The organism is Acidovorax sp. (assembly GCF_046291265.1).
Classification (GTDB): domain Bacteria; phylum Pseudomonadota; class Gammaproteobacteria; order Burkholderiales; family Burkholderiaceae_C; genus Acidovorax.
Window position 1 is genome coordinate 59,809 of the sequence record NZ_JBKBTV010000017.1, and the last position, 18,129, is coordinate 77,937.

Annotated in this window: 14 protein-coding genes; 10 read left to right on the plus strand and 4 right to left on the minus strand. The window is 62.3% G+C overall.

Annotated features, from left to right (window positions below; all coding sequences use genetic code 11):
* Positions 1–17 precede the first annotated feature (17 nt).
* The 4 genes from ACK41V_RS09135 to ACK41V_RS09150 all read left to right on the plus strand — a co-directional run bounded on the left by ACK41V_RS09135 (position 18) and on the right by ACK41V_RS09150 (position 5,386).
* The gene (locus ACK41V_RS09135) at positions 18–2,189 is read left to right on the plus strand and encodes a TonB-dependent siderophore receptor (RefSeq protein WP_409780935.1); all 2,172 of its coding nucleotides are present in this window, start codon (positions 18–20) and stop codon (positions 2,187–2,189) included.
* 257 nt (positions 2,190–2,446) lie between these two features.
* On the plus strand, positions 2,447–2,785 hold the full coding sequence (locus ACK41V_RS09140; RefSeq protein ID WP_409780939.1) for an antibiotic biosynthesis monooxygenase: 339 nt from the start codon (positions 2,447–2,449) through the stop codon (positions 2,783–2,785).
* A 589-nt stretch (positions 2,786–3,374) separates the two neighbouring features.
* Positions 3,375–4,340, plus strand: a complete 966-nt coding sequence (locus ACK41V_RS09145; RefSeq protein WP_409780941.1) for a porin — start codon at positions 3,375–3,377, stop codon at positions 4,338–4,340.
* Positions 4,341–4,669: 329 nt separating this feature from the next.
* Complete coding sequence (locus ACK41V_RS09150) at positions 4,670–5,386, plus strand: formylglycine-generating enzyme family protein (RefSeq protein WP_409780944.1); 717 nt, start codon at positions 4,670–4,672, stop codon at positions 5,384–5,386.
* Positions 5,387–5,569: 183 nt separating this feature from the next.
* On the opposite strand, the gene ACK41V_RS09155 is transcribed toward ACK41V_RS09150, so the two are convergent.
* Positions 5,570–6,013, minus strand: a complete 444-nt coding sequence (locus tag ACK41V_RS09155) for a hypothetical protein (protein WP_409780947.1) — start codon at positions 6,011–6,013, stop codon at positions 5,570–5,572.
* 191 nt (positions 6,014–6,204) lie between these two features.
* A complete protein-coding gene (locus ACK41V_RS09160) occupies positions 6,205–7,641 on the minus strand; it encodes an NAD-dependent succinate-semialdehyde dehydrogenase (RefSeq protein ID WP_409780950.1) in 1,437 nt (478 codons plus the stop codon).
* Positions 7,642–8,809: 1,168 nt separating this feature from the next.
* Here ACK41V_RS09160 and ACK41V_RS09165 point away from each other — a divergent pair.
* A complete protein-coding gene (locus ACK41V_RS09165) occupies positions 8,810–9,133 on the plus strand; it encodes a hypothetical protein (RefSeq protein ID WP_409780952.1) in 324 nt (107 codons plus the stop codon).
* 679 nt (positions 9,134–9,812) lie between these two features.
* Positions 9,813–10,985: a pyridoxal phosphate-dependent aminotransferase gene (locus tag ACK41V_RS09170; RefSeq protein WP_409780955.1), complete on the plus strand. Its 1,173-nt coding sequence runs from the start codon at positions 9,813–9,815 to the stop codon at positions 10,983–10,985.
* A 116-nt stretch (positions 10,986–11,101) separates the two neighbouring features.
* On the opposite strand, the gene tsaD is transcribed toward ACK41V_RS09170, so the two are convergent.
* Together tsaD and ACK41V_RS09180 are read right to left on the minus strand one after the other, a co-directional pair.
* A complete protein-coding gene (gene tsaD, locus ACK41V_RS09175; protein ID WP_409780957.1) occupies positions 11,102–12,154 on the minus strand; it encodes a tRNA (adenosine(37)-N6)-threonylcarbamoyltransferase complex transferase subunit TsaD in 1,053 nt (350 codons plus the stop codon).
* A gap of 128 nt (positions 12,155–12,282) precedes the next feature.
* Positions 12,283–13,443: a branched-chain amino acid ABC transporter substrate-binding protein gene (locus ACK41V_RS09180; protein WP_409780959.1), complete on the minus strand. Its 1,161-nt coding sequence runs from the start codon at positions 13,441–13,443 to the stop codon at positions 12,283–12,285.
* 209 nt (positions 13,444–13,652) lie between these two features.
* Between ACK41V_RS09180 and ACK41V_RS09185 the strand changes: the two genes are divergently transcribed.
* From ACK41V_RS09185 to ACK41V_RS09200, 4 genes are all read left to right on the plus strand, one after another.
* On the plus strand, positions 13,653–14,279 hold the full coding sequence (locus tag ACK41V_RS09185) for an ANTAR domain-containing response regulator (RefSeq protein WP_409780962.1): 627 nt from the start codon (positions 13,653–13,655) through the stop codon (positions 14,277–14,279).
* A gap of 579 nt (positions 14,280–14,858) precedes the next feature.
* Positions 14,859–16,103 (plus strand): CmpA/NrtA family ABC transporter substrate-binding protein, encoded by a 1,245-nt coding sequence (locus ACK41V_RS09190; RefSeq protein WP_409780965.1) that lies wholly within the window; start codon positions 14,859–14,861, stop codon positions 16,101–16,103.
* A gap of 89 nt (positions 16,104–16,192) precedes the next feature.
* The gene (gene ntrB / locus ACK41V_RS09195; RefSeq protein ID WP_409780967.1) at positions 16,193–17,158 is read left to right on the plus strand and encodes a nitrate ABC transporter permease; all 966 of its coding nucleotides are present in this window, start codon (positions 16,193–16,195) and stop codon (positions 17,156–17,158) included.
* Entirely contained in the window at positions 17,155–17,994 is an 840-nt protein-coding gene (locus tag ACK41V_RS09200) for an ABC transporter ATP-binding protein (RefSeq protein WP_409780970.1), read from the plus strand. Before ntrB ends, ACK41V_RS09200 begins: the two co-directional genes overlap by 4 nt.
* The last annotated feature ends 135 nt before the right edge of the window (positions 17,995–18,129 follow it).

The window sequence follows — 18,129 nt, forward strand, 5'->3', positions numbered from 1 at the left end:
TTCGACAAGGCCACACCATGATCCCCGGCACCACCCTCTGCCGCACTGCCATCGCACACGCCGCACTGCTGGCCCTGTGCGGCGCAGCGCATGCGCAAACCGCCCCTGCAACCCCTGCCCCCACGGCCGAAAAAGCGCTGGCACCCGTCACCGTCAGCGCGGGGGCTGACAACGAATCACCGACCGCCCCGGTCACCGGCTTTGTCGCCAAACGTGCGCTCTCCGCGTCCAAGACCGACACGCCGCTCATCGAAACCCCGCAGGCCATCAGCGTGATCACACGCGACCAGATGGAAGCGCAGGGCGTGCAAACGCTGCAGCAGGTCACGGCGTACACAGCAGGCGCCGTGTCCAACTATTTCGACAGCCGCACGGACGGTTTCAGCGCACGCGGCGGCAGCGTGAGTCAATACCAGGATGGCCTGCTGCGCGTCTACGGCACCTACAACACCAGCCGCCCCGACCCGTACACGCTGGAGCGTGTGGAGTTTCTGCGCGGTCCCACCTCGGTGTTGTACGGCCAGGGCAGCGTGGGCGGTGTGCTCAACCTCACCAGCAAACGACCCCAGGCCGAAACGCTGCGCGAAGTGCAGGTGCAAGTGGGCAACCACGCGCGCAAGCAAATCTCTGCGGACCTGACCGGCGCGCTCGACAAAGACGGCCAGTGGCTGTACCGCCTGGTGGCCGTGGGCCGCAACAGCGGCACCCAGGTAGACCATGTGGACGATGACCGCCTGGTGTTTGCGCCCTCGCTGACCTGGAAACCCAATGCCGACACCTCCCTGACGCTGCAAGCGCTGCACCAAAAGGACGACGGCGGCTTGACCACAGGATTCTTCCCCTGGCAGGGCACAAGGCTGCCCAGCCCCTACGGCCAGATCCCGCGATCCACCTTCATCAGCGAACCCGGCTGGGACGCGTTCAACACCACCAACAACTCATGGGGCTACCTCTTCAGCCACCGGCTGAACGGCGACTGGACCGTGCGCCAAAACCTGCGACGCACCGTGACAGACGTGGACTACCGCAGCATGTACACCAGCTTTACCGCCAACGCTGCGCTCGGCCGCCCTGCCCGCCCTGTGTTCAACGCGGACAACCGCACCGTGCTGCGTGACGCCGGGTGGCAGATCAACACCGGCCGCATGCTGCTGGTCGACACGCAGCTGGAAGGCAAACTCAAGGCAGGCGCCACAGAACACACCCTGCTGGCGGGCCTGGACGTGCAACGCAACCACACCGGCCAGCGGTCGTGGCGCGCGGTGACGCCTGCCATTGATGTGTACAACCCCGTGTACGGCAACTTCACCCCACCCACCGCGTCGCAGCTGGTGCGCCAGCCCAACGTGGTGCAAAAGCAGCTGGGCTTTTATGCCCAGGACCAGATCAAGTGGGGCCAGTGGACGGCCACGCTGGGCCTGCGCCACGACAGTGCCCAGACCAACACCGAAAGCCGCCCCGCAGCCGCCGTGGACGACAAGGCCTGGACCAAACGCGCAGGCGTCACCTACCAAATGGATGGCGGCTGGGCGCCGTATGCGGGCTACTCCGAATCGTTCCAGCCCCTGGGCGGTGTGGACGCATACGGCACGGCCTTCAAGCCCCAGCGCGGCGAGCAGTGGGAGGCGGGCGTGAAGTGGCAGCCACCCGGCCAGGGCATCAGCGCCTTTGCTGCCGTCTACACCCTGCGCGAAAAGAACCGCAAGACGACCGACCCGGGCAACCCGCTCAACAGCCTGCAGATCGGCGAGGTCAAGGTCAACGGCTTTGAAGCCGAAATGCAGGCCAGCCTGGCCCGCCAGTGGGACTTCACCGTGGGCTACGCGTTTACCGACGCAAAAATAGCCCGCAGCAACACCGGCGACCAAGGCATGCCCGTGTCCAGCGTGCCCAAACACACGGCATCTGCCTGGCTGAGCCACCGCTTCGCCAGCGAAGGCCGCGGCGGCTGGACAGTGGGCGCCGGCGTGCGCTACATCGGATCGCAATGGAGCGGCACCACCGCCATCAGCACCCCCGCCGCCGCCATCGCCGACGCCATGCTGGCCTACGACGCAGGCGACTGGCGCGTGGCCTTCAACGTGGTCAACCTGACGGACAAGGTGCAGATCACCCAGTGCCTGGCGCGGGGCGATTGTTTCTATGGGCAGGCGCGGACGTATACGTTGACTTCGACGTATCGGTTCTGAGGGCTTGGCTTGGATAATTTCAAGCCAAAACAGGCTCTAGCGCTTATGGGATAAGCGCTAGTAGCTATCAAAATTAAAGCACCTCCCCCAAAACCCCTGCGCAGTTTGCGCAGGGGTTTTTTGCTGGGCGGTTGCACTAAGCACACGGCGTGCGCCATGCACCAGAAAACCGCTTGACCTCAACTTAACCTGAGCTTCTACGATCCGCTTTCTCCGAATATTCGGTGGCCACTTTTGTGAAAAAGGGAGCGTTTCAGATGACCCACACCAGCAGCGACAAAAACCAGGACGCCCGTTTCCGCATCGACAAGTTCGCCGTGCCAGCCGATGCCCTGGATGCGTTTGTGGCGCAGATGAAGCACCTGCAGCACACCTTGCGATCCTTGCCCGGGTGTGAGAACGCCAGCGTATTGACCCAGGTGAATGGGCCGGGCCGGTTCAATGTGCTGACGTGGGTCGAATGGAAAGATTCGGCATCGGTGGCCGATGCCACTGCGGTGATGCAAAAGAAGTTTGCAGACGAAGGTTTCGACCCGAAGGCGTTTACCGAAGGACTGCGGGTGGACGGTGATCTGGGGGTGTACGTGGCGGTGTAGGTAGCCCGCTCTGGCGCTGGTGACGCAATCTAAGAACCTGTTCAAGATCTTTTCGGGGTCGCACAAGTACCTTGCCCGAAGGGTTGGAGTGAAATCGGGCGATTGGACGCCTCGGCTGTTTGCATGGGCACGAGCCCATGCGGCGCATCCGAAGCATCCACTCATCCCGATTGCACTCCAATGCGATCCCCGAAAAGATCTTGAACAGGTTCTAAAGCGCGCAAAAGGCCAGGGCCATCCGTGCTGTGAGCGTAGGCACACGCACTCCACGCGGAGATCCGCTCTGGGCTACCCAAAGACGCTCTCAAGTACGAAAGTCACGGCCTTTGCGTGCCCCACTTTGGTGGGCACCGCATAAGCATTCTGCGTATGTTGCACGGTACCAACATCCCCATGGACGAAAGGTGTTTACCCCTCTGGCGGTCATCAAGATCGGCGATTAGCATCCGTCTCCGTTGCAAAGCGCAACGATCACATCACCGCGGGCATCAAACTTGCTTGTAGCGACGGCCCGAAAGCATCACCCCTGTGCGTTTTGGCCGGTGATTATTTGTCATCAAACAAAATTTGATTTAAGGAAACCTTGCTCATGAAAACGATTAACCGCTGCGCCGTGGCTGCGCTGGCCCTGATTGGAACGTCCGCTGCGCTGGCCCAGAGCAGCGTCACGCTGTACGGCCGGGTCAACACCACGTTCGAGCATCAAAAAGAAGGCGACGTCTCCAGGACCGGCCTGTTCAACAACTCTTCCCGCTTCGGGTTCAAGGGTGAAGAAGACATGGGTGGCGGCCTGAAGGCAGGCTTCCAGCTGGAAAGCGGCTTTGACTCCAGCACGGGCGCCACCAGCTCTACCTTCTTCGGTCGCCAAAGCGAAGTGAACCTCTCCGGTGGCTTCGGTATGGTGCGCCTGGGTAACTTCACGTCGGAGTCCTACTACGCAACCGCTGACTTCATCAGCAACCACAACCACGACACCGGTTCGTCGTCGGATGCGCTGTACGCCTACCCTGCCCGTGACGCGAACAAGATCGCCTACCGTACCCCCAGCTTGGGCGGCGCCACGTTCGAAGCTGGCTGGGCCATGCACGAGCAGGTCAGCGGCACCGGCGGCAAGAACAGCCTCGACCTGGCCGCCAACTACGAAATCGGCAAGCTGGGCCTGGGCGCTGGGTACTCCAAGCTCGACGACCAGAACCAGTTCGCAGTGCGTGCTTCGTACTCGGCAGGCCCCTTCGTGGTCGGCGCCTATGTGCAGCGCGACAAGAACGTATTCATCGCCAACGGCGGCAATCGCACCAACGTGCGCCTGTCGGGTGCCTACATCATGGGCGTGTCCGAGTTCCATCTGAACGTGGGCCGTGCCGGCAAGTACACCAACGTGGCCGACAGCGCTGCCACCCAGTACACAGTGGGCTACAACTACAACCTGAGCAAGCGCACCAAGATCTACACGTTCTACACCCGCATCAACAACAACAACAACGCCAGCTACGGCGTGGCCGCTGCGGGCAACGACTTCAGCTCCTTCGCGATGGGTGTGCGCCACAACTTCTGATGGTCTGAACCCCGCTGCTGCCCTAACTGGTGGGAGGGCAGAGACACAGCTATTTAACCCCGCACTTCTCTGGAGTGCGGGGTTTTTTTGTGCCCCCTCAATGCCATTGGAGGCGCGTAGCCGACTCCAAGTCGGCAGCAAGACCGGTGCTGAGGTTCGGGCGCCGAGCTGCATTGCAAGCAATGCGACAGGGCGCCACAACAACGCCACCAGAATTCCATCAGCCGTTTCAAATCCAGTCATGCCCACAGGCTTTCGCGGCGGCAGATACTCTGCGCCAGACTGGCCGGGGAATGCGCCCCAGGCTCTGGACCAGGGAGCACAGGAACATGCAAATACAACGGCACGCAGCCATCACCGCCCTGGTGGTCTGGACCCTGACCACATCCGCCCAAACCACGGGGCGCGTGGCGCTGGACGACCTGGGCGGTCTGCACATCGACAAGACCGAGGTCACCATCGCCCAGTTCGCGCGCTACGTGCAAGCCTCTGGCACCACGACCCGCGCGGAGCGCGAGGGTGGTGGTTTTGAATATGACGGTGGCTGGCAGCGGCGACCGGGCTGGACATGGCAGCGGCCTGAGGGCAACCCGCCCTCCAGCGACCAACTGCCCGCAGTGCACATCACCCACTCCGAAGCCCAGACCTATTGCCAATGGGCGGGGGGTCGTCTGCCCACATCCGCCGAGTGGCTTGCCGCCGGATTTACCGAACTGCGCCGCCAACCGCCCACCCCCTGGGTGCGTGGTACCACCTACCCCTGGATCACCGGCCGCAGCCCCCAGGGCGCCAACACCAGCGACCCCGACCCCTGGCCCCGCGCAGCGCCGGTCAACGCCACTGCAGCCGGCGTCAACGGCCTGCACGACATGGGCGCCAATGTCTGGGAATGGGCGGCCGATGCGCGCGGCGACGAGCGGCGCACGATGGGAGGGTCCTGGTGGTATCCCGTGTCGCAAATGCGCGCGGATGTGGAGGCCTGGAAGCCTGCAGACTTTTATGCGGTGTACATCGGCTTTCGCTGCGTGTACGACGCGGTGAAGTAGCGCTGGAAGGAAGCCCCATCAACGCCAAGTGCTGCGCACAGCTCAAGCCCACTGGGATTGCCACAGGGCAGCTCAATGCCCGCCAAACGTCCCCACCTGCATAAAAAGGCGTCTTTTCGCCCCTGGCGGCGTTGCAGATCCGACGCCATGGCCACACTGCGCGCTACACCTTTATGCAGGTTCTCACGGGCACGGTGTCTTCGTGGCTTCCGTTTCTACCCGCGGAGCCGCAGCCGCAGGCACAAGCACCTTGGCTTGCGGAGCGGTGGATGTCACGAGCCGATCCCCTTCAATCCGGTATTCATATTCGCGCGTGGACCCGATCAGGTCCGTGCGAAACGTGCTGCCCGTCATTTTGGCCGCGTAGAAGTTGGGGCGGACCACCTGGTACTGATAAGAGGTTGTCGCCGTGCCGCTGCTCGTTTTGCAGGTCGAATCGAACTGATCGTCCTTGAACTGCAGCACACAGCGCCCGGAGGTGTCCTCTGCCTTAGACCCGTCCTCCACATACAGAACGATCTTGACCGCCCGCCAGCATCCCAGAAGCGCTGGGTCTGGCGCCGCGGCGTAGGTCAGCGGCGCGATCAGGGAGACAGAGAGGATGCAGGAACGCGCGAAGCACTTCATGTTGGAATTGGCTGATCAAAAGGAGCGCGATGAGCGGCTGGCCAAGCTTGCACAGTCACTTCATCGCGATGGAGCGGCTAGAACGAAGCCGATGAACGCGGCCTGCCGCCGCCCGTGAAGCTGGATTAAACCGGTGCGAGCGCCCTTCCGGCTGGCCGAAAAAGCGCTCGCCCCATCACTCAATCACTCACTCACACATTCATGATCGACACCAGTCGCGTGTTCATGTGCGCCTCAATCGCCTCTGGGCCACCCTCGGATCCATAGCCCGAATCCTTCAGCCCCCCAAATGGAAGCTCGGCCGCAGGTGCCGCCGCCTGGTTGATCCACAACATGCCCACTTCCAGCCGCTGCGCCAGCAAGTGCGCGTTTTTCAGCGACGTGGTGAAGGCATAGCCCGCCAGGCCAAATGGCAGGCGGTTGGCTTCGGCAATCGCGTCTTCGATCTTCTCGAAACCACGAATGGCGGCCACGGGGCCAAAGGGTTCTTCGTTCACGATGCGGGCCGACAGCGGCACGTCGTTAAGCACCGTGGGCTGGAAGTAATTGCCTTCGCTGCCGATGCGCTCGCCGCCCGTCACCAGCGTGGCGCCCTGCTGCACGGCGTCAGCCATCAGGTCGGCCATCGCGGTGATGCGGCGGGGGTTGGCCAACGGGCCCATCTGCGTACCAGCGGTCAGGCCGTCGCCCACCTTCAGGCCCTGGGCGTATTTGGCGAACGCCGCCACGAAGTCCGCGCGAATGCTTTCATGCACCAGATAGCGCGTGGGCGAAATGCAGACTTGCCCCGCGTTGCGGAACTTGGCGCCGCTGGAGATCTTGATGGCCAGTTCCAGATCGGCGTCTTCGGCCACGATGACGGGGGCATGCCCGCCCAGCTCCATGGTCACGCGCTTCATGTGTTTTCCAGCCAGCGCAGCCAGCTGCTTGCCCACGGGCGTGGAGCCGGTGAACGTGACCTTGCGGATCACGGGGTGCGGGATGAGGTAGTTGGAGATTTCTGCCGGGTCGCCATACACCAGGCCCACGGTGCCTGCGGGCACACCCGCATCGGCAAACGCGCGGATCAACTCGGCGGGGCTGGCGGGGGTTTCTTCTGGCGCCTTGACCAGGATGGAGCAGCCTGCAGCCAACGCGGCAGCGAGTTTTCGCACCACCTGGTTGATGGGGAAGTTCCACGGCGTGAACGCCGCCACGGGGCCCACAGGGTCCTTCAGCACCATCTGCGTGGCCTTGAGGTTGCGCGAAGGCACGATGCGGCCATACACACGCAGCGATTCATCCGCAAACCATTCGATGATGTCGGCCGATGCCATGGTCTCGACCTTGGCCTCTGCCAGGGGCTTGCCCTGCTCTTGCACCATGATGGCGGCGATGGCTTCGGCGCGCTCACGCATCAGGGCCGCGGCACGGCGCATGGTCTTGGCACGCTCGGCAGCAGGCATATCGCGCCAGGCTTCAAAGCCCTTTTGGGCGGCAGCAAGTGCCAAGTCCAGATCGGCCTTGCTGGCGTGCGCCACGCGGCCAATTTCTTTGCCGGTGGAGGGGTTGAACACGGCAATGGATTTGCCGTCGGCGGCGTCTTGCCACTGGCCTGCGATGAAAAGCTGGGTGTTGGGATAAGTCATGAGCGTTGGGGTCAACCAAAAAATCAAAAAAACGACTATACGCTTGCAGACGAGAAGCCCCCTGAGTTGCCTCCGGCGCCTTCCCTTTCCCGCCGAGGGACAAAGTCTGTGGCCAGTGAGGAACGCCTCCGACCTTTAGAGAATGCGCCACTGATCTTTGGTTTTTGACGGGCGATGAACGGGCGCCGCTGGCCAGCGGCCTTGATCAACGTGCGCTGGGGGGAGCACCAGCGGAGCGACGCTGACTTGCGTAAATACCACTGAACATGAGAGGGCACCGATTGCGTCGGCATGCATTGGCTCTGGAGCCGAGACGGTGGATCGCTTACTTATCTCCCCTCGGAAGCTACTATCGGCCAATTAGCGGCTTCTGGAGACTCAAATGATCCCGTCCTATCGCTTTACATTCGAAAGTAATTGGGGTGCTTTTCCCATGGCGTTTTGGGCACATACGCGCGTGGGTGATTCAGACGAATGGACGCCACCCGTCCCCAAAGAAGTGCCCCACAAAGGCTATCCGGTACTCAGAGTGGATTGGGGTCAGCACGAGCTTCAGTTCAGCGCACCTGGGCAACTCGCGCACTTTATCGAGGTGCTTTCGACTAAGCCTCTTCCTACTTCTCGCATCCTGTCTGCCCGGAGAAACGCTCCAGTTGGTCCCAACGGGCATTGGTTGAGCCGACTTCCCTCAGATCTGAAATCTCCGCGAACGCGCGAAAAGCTTGTGGCTGCAATGAGGCGCGTCTACATTGAAACGGTGGCGGGAAATTGCGCTGAATTCAAACTGACGACGTAGTCGGTGTTTTTACGGACTGCTTCGGGCCCGAAGCAGACCACGCTCAGGAAACACGATGCACGGAAAAAGCACCAATCCAAAGCGCTGCGCTACATAGGGAAACACGCAGCCCAATCCTGCAAAGACGCTTTCCTTCCAGTTCGTACCGGTCGGTTTCTAAGCACCACAAAAGCGTCCATCCTGCGACCCTGTCGAGTTCATCGACCCTCCGAAGATGTCGGACTGCGGACAACCCAAGAAACGAGTAATAGAAGCCCAGTAGGGTCGCCACAGCACCAAATGCAATGGAAACAGTCAGCATAGTCATGACCTATAGTGTCCGCTCCTGGCCGATTCTGGCCTTCGTAATCGCCCATCATCTTTAGGTTTTGCATGGTTCACCTAGACTGCTCCGGCGTCTGGTTCGGTTCGCAGCTGGACGAGAAGCACCTCTTTCAGTGGGCTGCGGAGATCCCCGGCTTTTTGCGCTGGGAGCAAGACACCTTGGTAATTCGCTCTCAGCTGTCCGAGGCCTCTCTGCGAGATCTGCTTTCATTGTTCAGCCGCTACGAAATTCCGATGGCGCAGCTCGCTCAGTTTCGGACACCCAAAAACGAGCATTGGTTTGCTGCGCCGCACATGTACTGGCACAAGAGGGTGTTCGGCAGCGAGAAACCTAACCGGGCGTTGCAGCGGACAGCACCCAGCGTCCGCTGACGCTTGAATGTTAACGTCCGCTTTCATCTGCCGCGATCGACTTTTCCTGGCCGAACACCGTCATCTGTTCTTGGACCGCAGCGTTCGAGCAATCAGTATGAGCAACACACCAAGTCCCATCGGTAGGGCTGCGATGAACCAGCTTTGCTCAGTGGGGACCACGCGGTAGTAATGCGTTGTCCCGGTGAAAAAATCGATCGGTAACCCTGCGCGCAACAACACTAGAACTAGGCCAACCACCAACAACACATAGCCTACTCGCACAAGCCATTGGAAGCGCGTCTGGTTGGGGCGTTGCTGGTCAGTTTTCATACGGTTCGAAAGTCCTCTTTTGGCCGATCTCGGTCATCGTATCAACATCAACGCTGTCGCTAGTTGAAACCCCGCCCCGATCTTTGCCAACAATCTAAAGATTAGTAGCGCGCGGATACCCACCGAAGAAAGTGGCGATGGCGCATCGCACGAAGCATCAATGTCGCGATATGGGGACGACTTCCCTCCGGACGTTGATCGGGCTCTAACGATATGCGGCGTTCCACAGCCAAGCGAAGCCTGCTCCACGGCATCTGCTCGCCTGGCCTGCTCCGCGGCCTTCGGTGCGCCATGGAGCGCAGGCCCTGAGCCGCAGGGTGGATCGCTGCGATGATGTAGCGTTGTTTTGACGACGCAAGGAGATTGCATGCGAGAAGTAGTCCAAAGCCTCGAAGAGTCGCGCATCCGTGAGGTGGCCAACGAGGGGCTGGGGCGCAGCGATGTGCTGAGGTTCTGGTTTGGCGAGAGCGACGAGGTGACGCCCGATTTCATCCGCGAGGCGGCCATTGCGTCGCTGCAAAAGGGCGAGACCTTTTACGCCCACAACCTGGGCCTGCCTGAACTGCGCCACGCGATTGCGGGTTACATGCATGGCCTGCACCCGCAGCAGCACACCGATGCGTGGTTTGACCGCATTGCGGTCACTTCTGGCGGCGTCAACGGCCTGATGGTGGCCGTGCAGGCGCTGGTGGACGCGGGCGACGAGGTGGTGCTGGTCACGCCCGTGTGGCCCAACCTGGTGGCGCAGCCGCGCATTCTGGGCGCGCAGGTGCGCACCGTGCCGCTGGTGGCCGACGCGAGCGGCGCGTGGCGGCTGGACATGGACGCGCTGCTGGGCGCCATCACGCCGACCACGCGCCTGCTGGTCGTCAACGCCCCCAACAACCCCACGGGCTGGACGCTGACGCGCGAGGAGCAAGCCACCATCCTGGCGCACTGCCGCCGCACGGGCACCTGGATCTTGGCGGACGAGGTGTACGAGCGGCTGTACTACGCGGGCGACACGGCCAACGGCGCGGCACCGAGTTTTCTGGACGTGGCCGAGCCTGAGGACCGGTTGGTGGTGACACACAGTTTTTCCAAGAGCTTTTTGATGACCGGCTGGCGCCTGGGCTGGCTGGTGCTACCGCCAGCCATGACGCCTGCCGTGGGCAAATTGATCGAGTTCAACACCTCGTGCGCGCCCGTGTTTGTACAGCGCGGGGCCACGGTGGCGCTGCAGCGCACGGACGAAGTGACGCCCGCGCTGGTCGCTCATTTGCGCACCTGCCGCGACACGCTGGTGCCGCTGCTGGCCGATGTGCCGGGGGTGTCGGTGGCCACGCCGCTGGGGGGCATGTATGCGTTTTTCCACATCGACGGGCATGACGAATGCCTGCCGCTGGCCAAGCGACTGGTGCGGGAGGCGGGGTTGGGGCTGGCGCCCGGCAGTGCGTTTGGGGACGAGGCCGGGGGCTGGCTGCGGTGGTGTTTTGCCAGCCAGGATGTGGGGCGGCTGGAACAAGGGGTGGAGCGGTTGCGCGGCTGGCTGAAGATGTGACAGCTGAACTGCGTGCGGCAACAACGGCCGCATCACGATGGCCGCCAGCCAACTATCAAAACAATAGCTGCTAGCGCTTTAAAGATAAGCGCTAGCGGCCATTTTGACCATATTTTTTACACCAGCGCTGCAGCGTTAATCGCATCCAGCGGCCAGCGCGGTTTCACATCAAACGCGTAGTCGGTTTTTGCCTCTTGCTGCCCCGCCTGCAGGCGCATGGCGGCGGCCATGGCAATCATCGCGCCGTTGTCGGTGCACAGATGCAGCTCGGGGTAGTGCACACGCACCTTGGCAAGCGCACAAGCCGCGTTCAGCTGCGCGCGCAGGTGCCGGTTGGCCCCCACGCCACCAGCCACCACCACACGCTGGAGGCCCGTCTGTTTCAACGCCGTGAGCGTCTTCTTCACCAGCACGTCCACAATCGCCGCTTCGGTGCTTGCCGCTAGGTCGGCCTTGCGGGCTTCCAGTTCGTCACCCAGCTTTTTGGCCTGCGTCAGCACCGCCGTCTTGAGCCCGGCAAAAGAAAAATCGAGGTTGCCGCTGTGCAGCAGCGGGCGCGGTAGCTTGAAGGCTGTGGCGTCGCCCTGCTCCGCCAAACGCGACAGCGCAGGCCCGCCGGGGTAGCCCAGGCCCATGAGCTTGGCGGACTTGTCGAACGCCTCGCCCGCCGCATCGTCAATGGTTTCACCCAGGATTTCGTAGCGGCCCACGCCGTCCACACGCATCAGCTGGGTGTGCCCGCCGGATACGAGCAATGCCACAAAAGGGAATTCAGGCGGATCAGCGCTGAGGAAGGGCGACAGCAAATGCCCCTCAAGGTGGTGCACGCCCAGCACCGGCTTGCCCAGCGCTGCGCCCAGTGCGCAGGCCACGCCCGCGCCCACCAGCAGCGCACCGGCCAGGCCCGGGCCGCGTGTGTAGGCCACCACGTCCACGTCGGCCAGCGACTGGCCCGACTCGTTCAGCACCTGCGTGGCCAAGGGCAGCACGCGGCGGATGTGGTCGCGGCTGGCCAGTTCGGGCACCACGCCGCCGTAGGCCTGGTGCATGTCGATCTGGCTGTGCAGCGCGTGCGACAGCAAGGTGGGCACGGCATCGCCCGTAGAACGGACCAATGCCACGCCCGTTTCGTCGCACGAAGATTCAATACCCAGTATCAGCAAGCTCATGCCCCGAGTGTAAAACCCGGCCTCTCACCCGGTCGGATGCAAAAACCCCTGCGGGCGGTGACCGGCAGGGGTTGTGCAGAGAAACGTCGCCAGAAATGCCGTCCAGTGGCTTGGCGATTGCCGGTGATTTACCAGCGGTCTGACCGCATGCGCAGCTCCCACGCCCCGGCGCGCAGCTCGTACACGCCCACGGCGCCGTAGCGCTGTTCGCCCTTGTCGTCCCAGGTCATGGTGCCAATGACCGGCGCGTAGCCGTTGATGCTGTGCATGGCCTTGGTGATGTCTTTGGGGTCGGCCGACTTGGCCTTCTGGATGGCGGCCGACAACACATACATGCTGTCGTAGCTGTAGTGGCCGCCGTAGGCGGGCGCCTTCTTGTACGCCTCGATGTATTTTTCGAGGAAGGGCTTGCCGGTGGTGAACTCCTTGGCCTCCAGCACGGGGGACGTGGCGTAGATGCCTTCGACCATGCCCATGGCCTTGGTCATGTCGGTGGTCTTGATGGTGTCGCCTCCCAGCAGGCTGACCTTGGTGTGGTCGACCTTCTTGAGCGCCTCCAGCAGGGCGATGGCCTGGAAGTCGTTGAGGGTGGAGACGATCACCTCGACCTTGGCGGCCTTGAGCTCGCCCGCCAGCGCGTCAAATGCCACGGTCTTGTCGTCGAACGACTTGCGCACCAGCACTTCTTTCTTCTCGGCTTTGAGCTGCTCGGCGGCACCGTCGGCCAGGCCCTTGCCGTAGGGCGTGCCGTCGTCCAGCGCGGCATAGCGGGTGGCGCCCAGTTGCGTGGCGGCAAACGAGCCGATGGCACGCGCCTGCAGGGTGTCGTTGGCCACCATGCGGAAGGTCGTCGAAAAGCCCAGCTGCGTGAACTTGGGGTTGGTAGAGATGGCGATCTGCGCGATGTCTTTGGCGGCGTAGATGGGAGCCGTTTCAATGCTGACGCCGGAGTTGAGGTGGCCCACCACCGCCACCACACCGGCATCCACCAGTTGCTGGGCCACGGTCTTGCCGGTGGCGGCGTCGGCCTTGTCGTCCACCGACACGACTTCCAGCGTCACCCGTTTGCCGTCGACGGTGTAACCGCCCTTGTTCAACTCGGCCACGGCCAGGTTCACGCCGTTGAGCAAGTCTTGCCCCAGGGCACCCAGCGGGCCACTCAGGGGCTGCGCCACACCGATCTTGATGGTGTCAGGCACTTTACTGCAACCCGCCATGAAAAGGGCAGCGGCAACCGCCGTCAGGGCCAGGCTGGCCGAGAAGCGGCGCCGGTCGATATGTTGGTTCATGCAAAAAACTCCATAGGAAGATGTCAATGTGACCGGATGTATATGCGACGCTGTTCCTAAAGGCCTACCGGGTATGCCCTGCCGCCCTTCTCACTATTAGCAAGTTTCAGGCCCTGAAAGCCACCAAGCCTCTCGCAGACCGCAAAAACGAGGGTATGCACCGCTTCGATGCACCAATTTATGGCGTAAAAATTGCTTATGCTCAGGGCATGAATGAGGCTTTGCGCATCGTGGTGGTGGCTCCGGATCTGGCAGTCACCGACCCTGACGACGAACACGCCCTGCTGCAGGCAGAGCGGTCGCGGGCGCTGCGCATTGGGCTGCTGGAGAACAACTTCAATCTGGTGGCCACCCTGCCTGCCGATGTGTTTCTGAGCGAGCGGTTAGCCCAGCTGCAACCCGACCTGATCATCGTAGACGCGGAAAGCGAAGCCCGCGATGCGCTGGAACACGTGGTGATGGCCACCCGTAACGAGCGCCGTCCCATCGTGATGTTCACCAACGATGAGGACACCTCGCATGTGAAGGATGCCGTGGCGGCCGGAGTCTCTGCTTACATCGTGGCGGGCCTGTCGCCACAGCGCATCCGCCCCATCCTTGATGTAGCCATGGCGCGGTTTCAACACGAACAGGCCCTGCGCGCCGAGCTGGCTGACGCCAAGACCGAACTGAAAGACCGCAAGACCATCGACCGTGCCAAGGGCTTGCTGATGCAGCGCCAGGGCCTGACGGAACAAGCCGCTTACGAAAAGCTGCGCAAGACCGCCATGGACAAGGGCCTCAAGCTGGTGGACGTGGCGCAGCGCATGCTGGATGTGATGGATCTGTTGGGATAGGCAATGACATCCCCCTGAGGCGCGACCGCTCGGTGCAGCCGCCAGAGGCGGCAGCTCTTCGGGCACGTCCAAGCCTGCGCAGGCAGGCTTGGAGCCGCGGCCCTCAGCCCCTTCTCTCGAATCGCTACGCAATTCGGGAAGGGGGACGATGCCCTCGCTGCGGGGCGGCCCTTGCTTGGCATCCCGCGCTTGGGCCGCGCCCGATTTCAAGGCTCCTCCCAAATGGTGCGCCGCACAAAGGCAGTGCGGTCTTCTCATCTCCTGTGATGACAACCCTGTTTCGAACCAAATAGCCATCCAACGCTTATCTATCAAGCACTGATAGCTATTTATTCAATAGCATTTTGCGCTCCAAACTGGCGCAACACACGCTGGCACGCTGCTTGCGTAGTCTTTGGCGAGACCAATGAAGGTCCCACCACTGACAGCACTGAACCAATGGCGGGCTGGTGCTGACTCAAAGCCCCCCAATGGGCTTTGCCATGGACAAAGGCGTCCCTCTCCGAGGCCGGTATGCAAATGCAGCCAGCCCAGGAGAGGACGCCTTTTTTGCTTTGTAACGATGCGAGGAAATGCCCCATGACCGATCTGTTGAAAACCAGCCTCAACCGCCGCACCGTGCTGCAGGCCGCTACCGTGGGCGCCGTGGGTGTCAGCCCCGCCCTGCGCGCCCTGGTGCACGCCCAGGGCTCCGACGCCCCCGAGAAGAAGGAAGTCAAGATCGGCTTCATTCCGCTGACCGACTGCGCCAGCGTGGTGATGGCATCGGTGCTGGGCTTTGACAAGAAGTACGGCGTCACCATCATCCCCACCAAAGAAGCGAGCTGGGCCGGTGTGCGCGACAAGCTGGTCAACGGCGAACTCGACTTTGCCCACGTGCTGTATGGCCTGGTCTATGGCGTGCACATGGGCACCGCCGGTCCTAAAAAGGACATGGCCGTGCTGATGAACCTGAACAACAACGGCCAGGCGATCACGCTGTCGAAGGCGCTGGCCGACAAGGGCGCGGTGGACGGCCCGTCGCTGGCGGCCCTGATGGCCAAGGAAAAGCGCGAATACACGTTTGCGGGCACCTTCCCCACCGGCACCCACGCGATGTGGATGCACTACTGGCTGGCGGCTGCAGGCATCAACCCGCTGTCGGGCGCCAAGCTGATCACCGTGCCGCCGCCACAGATGGTGGCCAACATGCGCGTGGGCAACATGGACGGCTTTTGCGTGGGCGAACCCTGGAACCACCGCGCCATCATGGACGGCATCGGAGTGACCGCCAACACCACGCAGGACATCTGGAAGGACCACCCCGAAAAGGTGCTGGGCACGTCGGCCGAGTTCGTCAAGAAGAACCCCAACACCACCCGCGCCGTGATGATGGCCGTGCTGGAGGCCAGCCGCTGGATTGACGCCAGCCTGTCCAACAAGATGAAGATGGCCGAGACCGTGGCCCAGAAGTCCTACATCAACACCAGTGTGGACGCCATCAACCAGCGCATTTTGGGCCGCTACCAGAACGGCATGGGCAAGACCTGGGACGACCCGAACCACATGAAATTCTTCAACGACGGCGCGGTGAACTTCCCGTACCTGTCGGACGGCATGTGGTTCCTGACGCAGCACAAGCGCTGGGGCTTGATCAAGAGCCACCCCGACTACCTGGCCGTGGCCAAAGAGATCAACCAGGTGGACCTGTACAAGTCGGTCGCCAGCGCGATGAAGATCAACGTGCCCAAGGACGTGATGCGCACCAGCAAGTTCATCGACGGTGTGGTGTGGGACGGCAAAGACCCCGCCAAGTACGCCGACGGTTTCAAGATCAAGGCCTGACGGCACTGGCCAACCGCCAGCCGCCAGCCAACAGCCGCCGACATCGCCGATCCCACCCGCCCCGCAAGCCCTGCACACAGGAGATCACCATGGTCAGTGCCGTCTTTCACTCCCCACTGGATGCAGCCGCCCCGGCTGCACAGAATGCTATGACTAATGTAGCTAGCAGCGCTTTATCCACAAGCGCTAGAGGCCAAAAACACTCAAAATCTGCAGCCACAACCGCGGGGGCCGCCACCCCGGCAGCCCCCGCCCGCCGCGACTGGGCCGCCCTGTCGCGCAGCTTCTGGATGGCCGTGCTGCCGCCGCTGTGTGGCCTGGGCTTGCTGGTGGGCCTGTGGGCGGTGGTGTCCACCACCACGGGTGGCAGCATTCCCACCCCTTTGGAGACGTGGAAACAGGCGCTGGATGTTTTCAGCAACCCGTTCTACAGCAATGGTCCCAACGACCAGGGCGTGGGCTGGAACGTGCTGATGTCGCTGGAGCGCGTGGCCATCGGCTTTGGCATGGCAGCGCTGGTGGGCATTCCGGCGGGTTTTGTGATCGGGCGCTTCAACTTCTTGTCGCGCATGTTCAACCCGCTCATCAGCCTGCTGCGCCCGGTGTCGCCGCTGGCCTGGCTGCCCATCGGATTGCTGGTCTTCAAGGGTGCCAACCCGGCCGCCATCTGGACGATCTTCATCTGCTCCATCTGGCCCATGATCATCAACACCGCCGTGGGCGTGCAGCGCGTGCCGCAGGACTACATGAACGTGGCCCGCGTGCTGAACCTCTCGGAATGGAAGATCGCCACCAAGATCCTCTTCCCCGCCGTGTTGCCCTACATGCTGACCGGCGTGCGCCTGGCCGTCGGCACCGCGTGGCTGGTGATCGTGGCCGCCGAGATGCTGACCGGCGGCGTGGGCATTGGCTTTTGGGTGTGGGACGAGTGGAACAACCTCAACGTCAAGAACATCATCATCGCCATCTTCGTGATCGGCATCGTCGGGCTGGTGCTGGAGTTTGCGCTCATCAAGCTGGCCACCGCATTCACGTTTGAAGAGGTGAAAGCATGAACACGACCACCACTGCAGCATCCGCACACCCCTCCATGAGCACCAAGTTCATTGAGGTCCATGGCGTCGAGCAAACCTTCAAGACCACCAAGGGCCTGTTCCCAGCGCTGCGCGACATCAACCTGACCGTTGCCAAAGGTGAATTCGTGGCACTCATCGGCCACTCAGGCTGCGGCAAATCCACGCTGCTCAACCTGATTGCCGGGCTGACCACGCCCACCAACGGCGCGCTGCTGTGCGCCAACAAGGAGATCAAAGGCCCGGGGCCCGAGCGCGCGGTGGTGTTTCAAAACCACTCGCTGCTGCCGTGGCTGACTTGCTTTGACAACGTTTATCTGGCGGTGGAACGCGTGTTTGGCGGCAAGGAAACCAAGGCCCAGCTCAAGGCCCGCACCGACGCAGCACTGGCCCTGGTGGGCCTGACCCCTGCGGCGCAAAAACGCCCCGGCGAAATATCAGGCGGCATGAAACAGCGCGTGGGCATTGCCCGGGCGCTGAGCATGGAACCCCAGGTGCTGTTGATGGACGAGCCCTTCGGCGCCCTGGACGCGCTGACCCGCGCCAAGCTGCAGGATGAACTGCTGGAGATCGTCGCCCGCACCCAAAGCACCGTGGTGATGGTGACGCACGACGTGGACGAAGCCGTGCTGCTGTCCGACAAGATCGTGATGATGACCAACGGCCCCGCCGCCACCATTGGCGAGGTGCTGGCGGTGGACTTGCCCCGCCCCCGCAAGCGCGTGGAACTGGCCGAAGACCCACAGTACGTGCACTACCGCAAGGCGGTGATTGACTTTTTGTACACGCGCCAGGGGCACGTGGAAAAAGCGGCTTGAGCCGCCAGTCGGCTTGTTGTTGTCCACAACGGGCCATCTAGTGCAGTGTTTCACGCTGGATGGCACAAATAAAAAGGATGGATTTTTGGCACTGGCAAGGCGCAAACCGGAGCGATACCGGGTGTATCGCGAGGA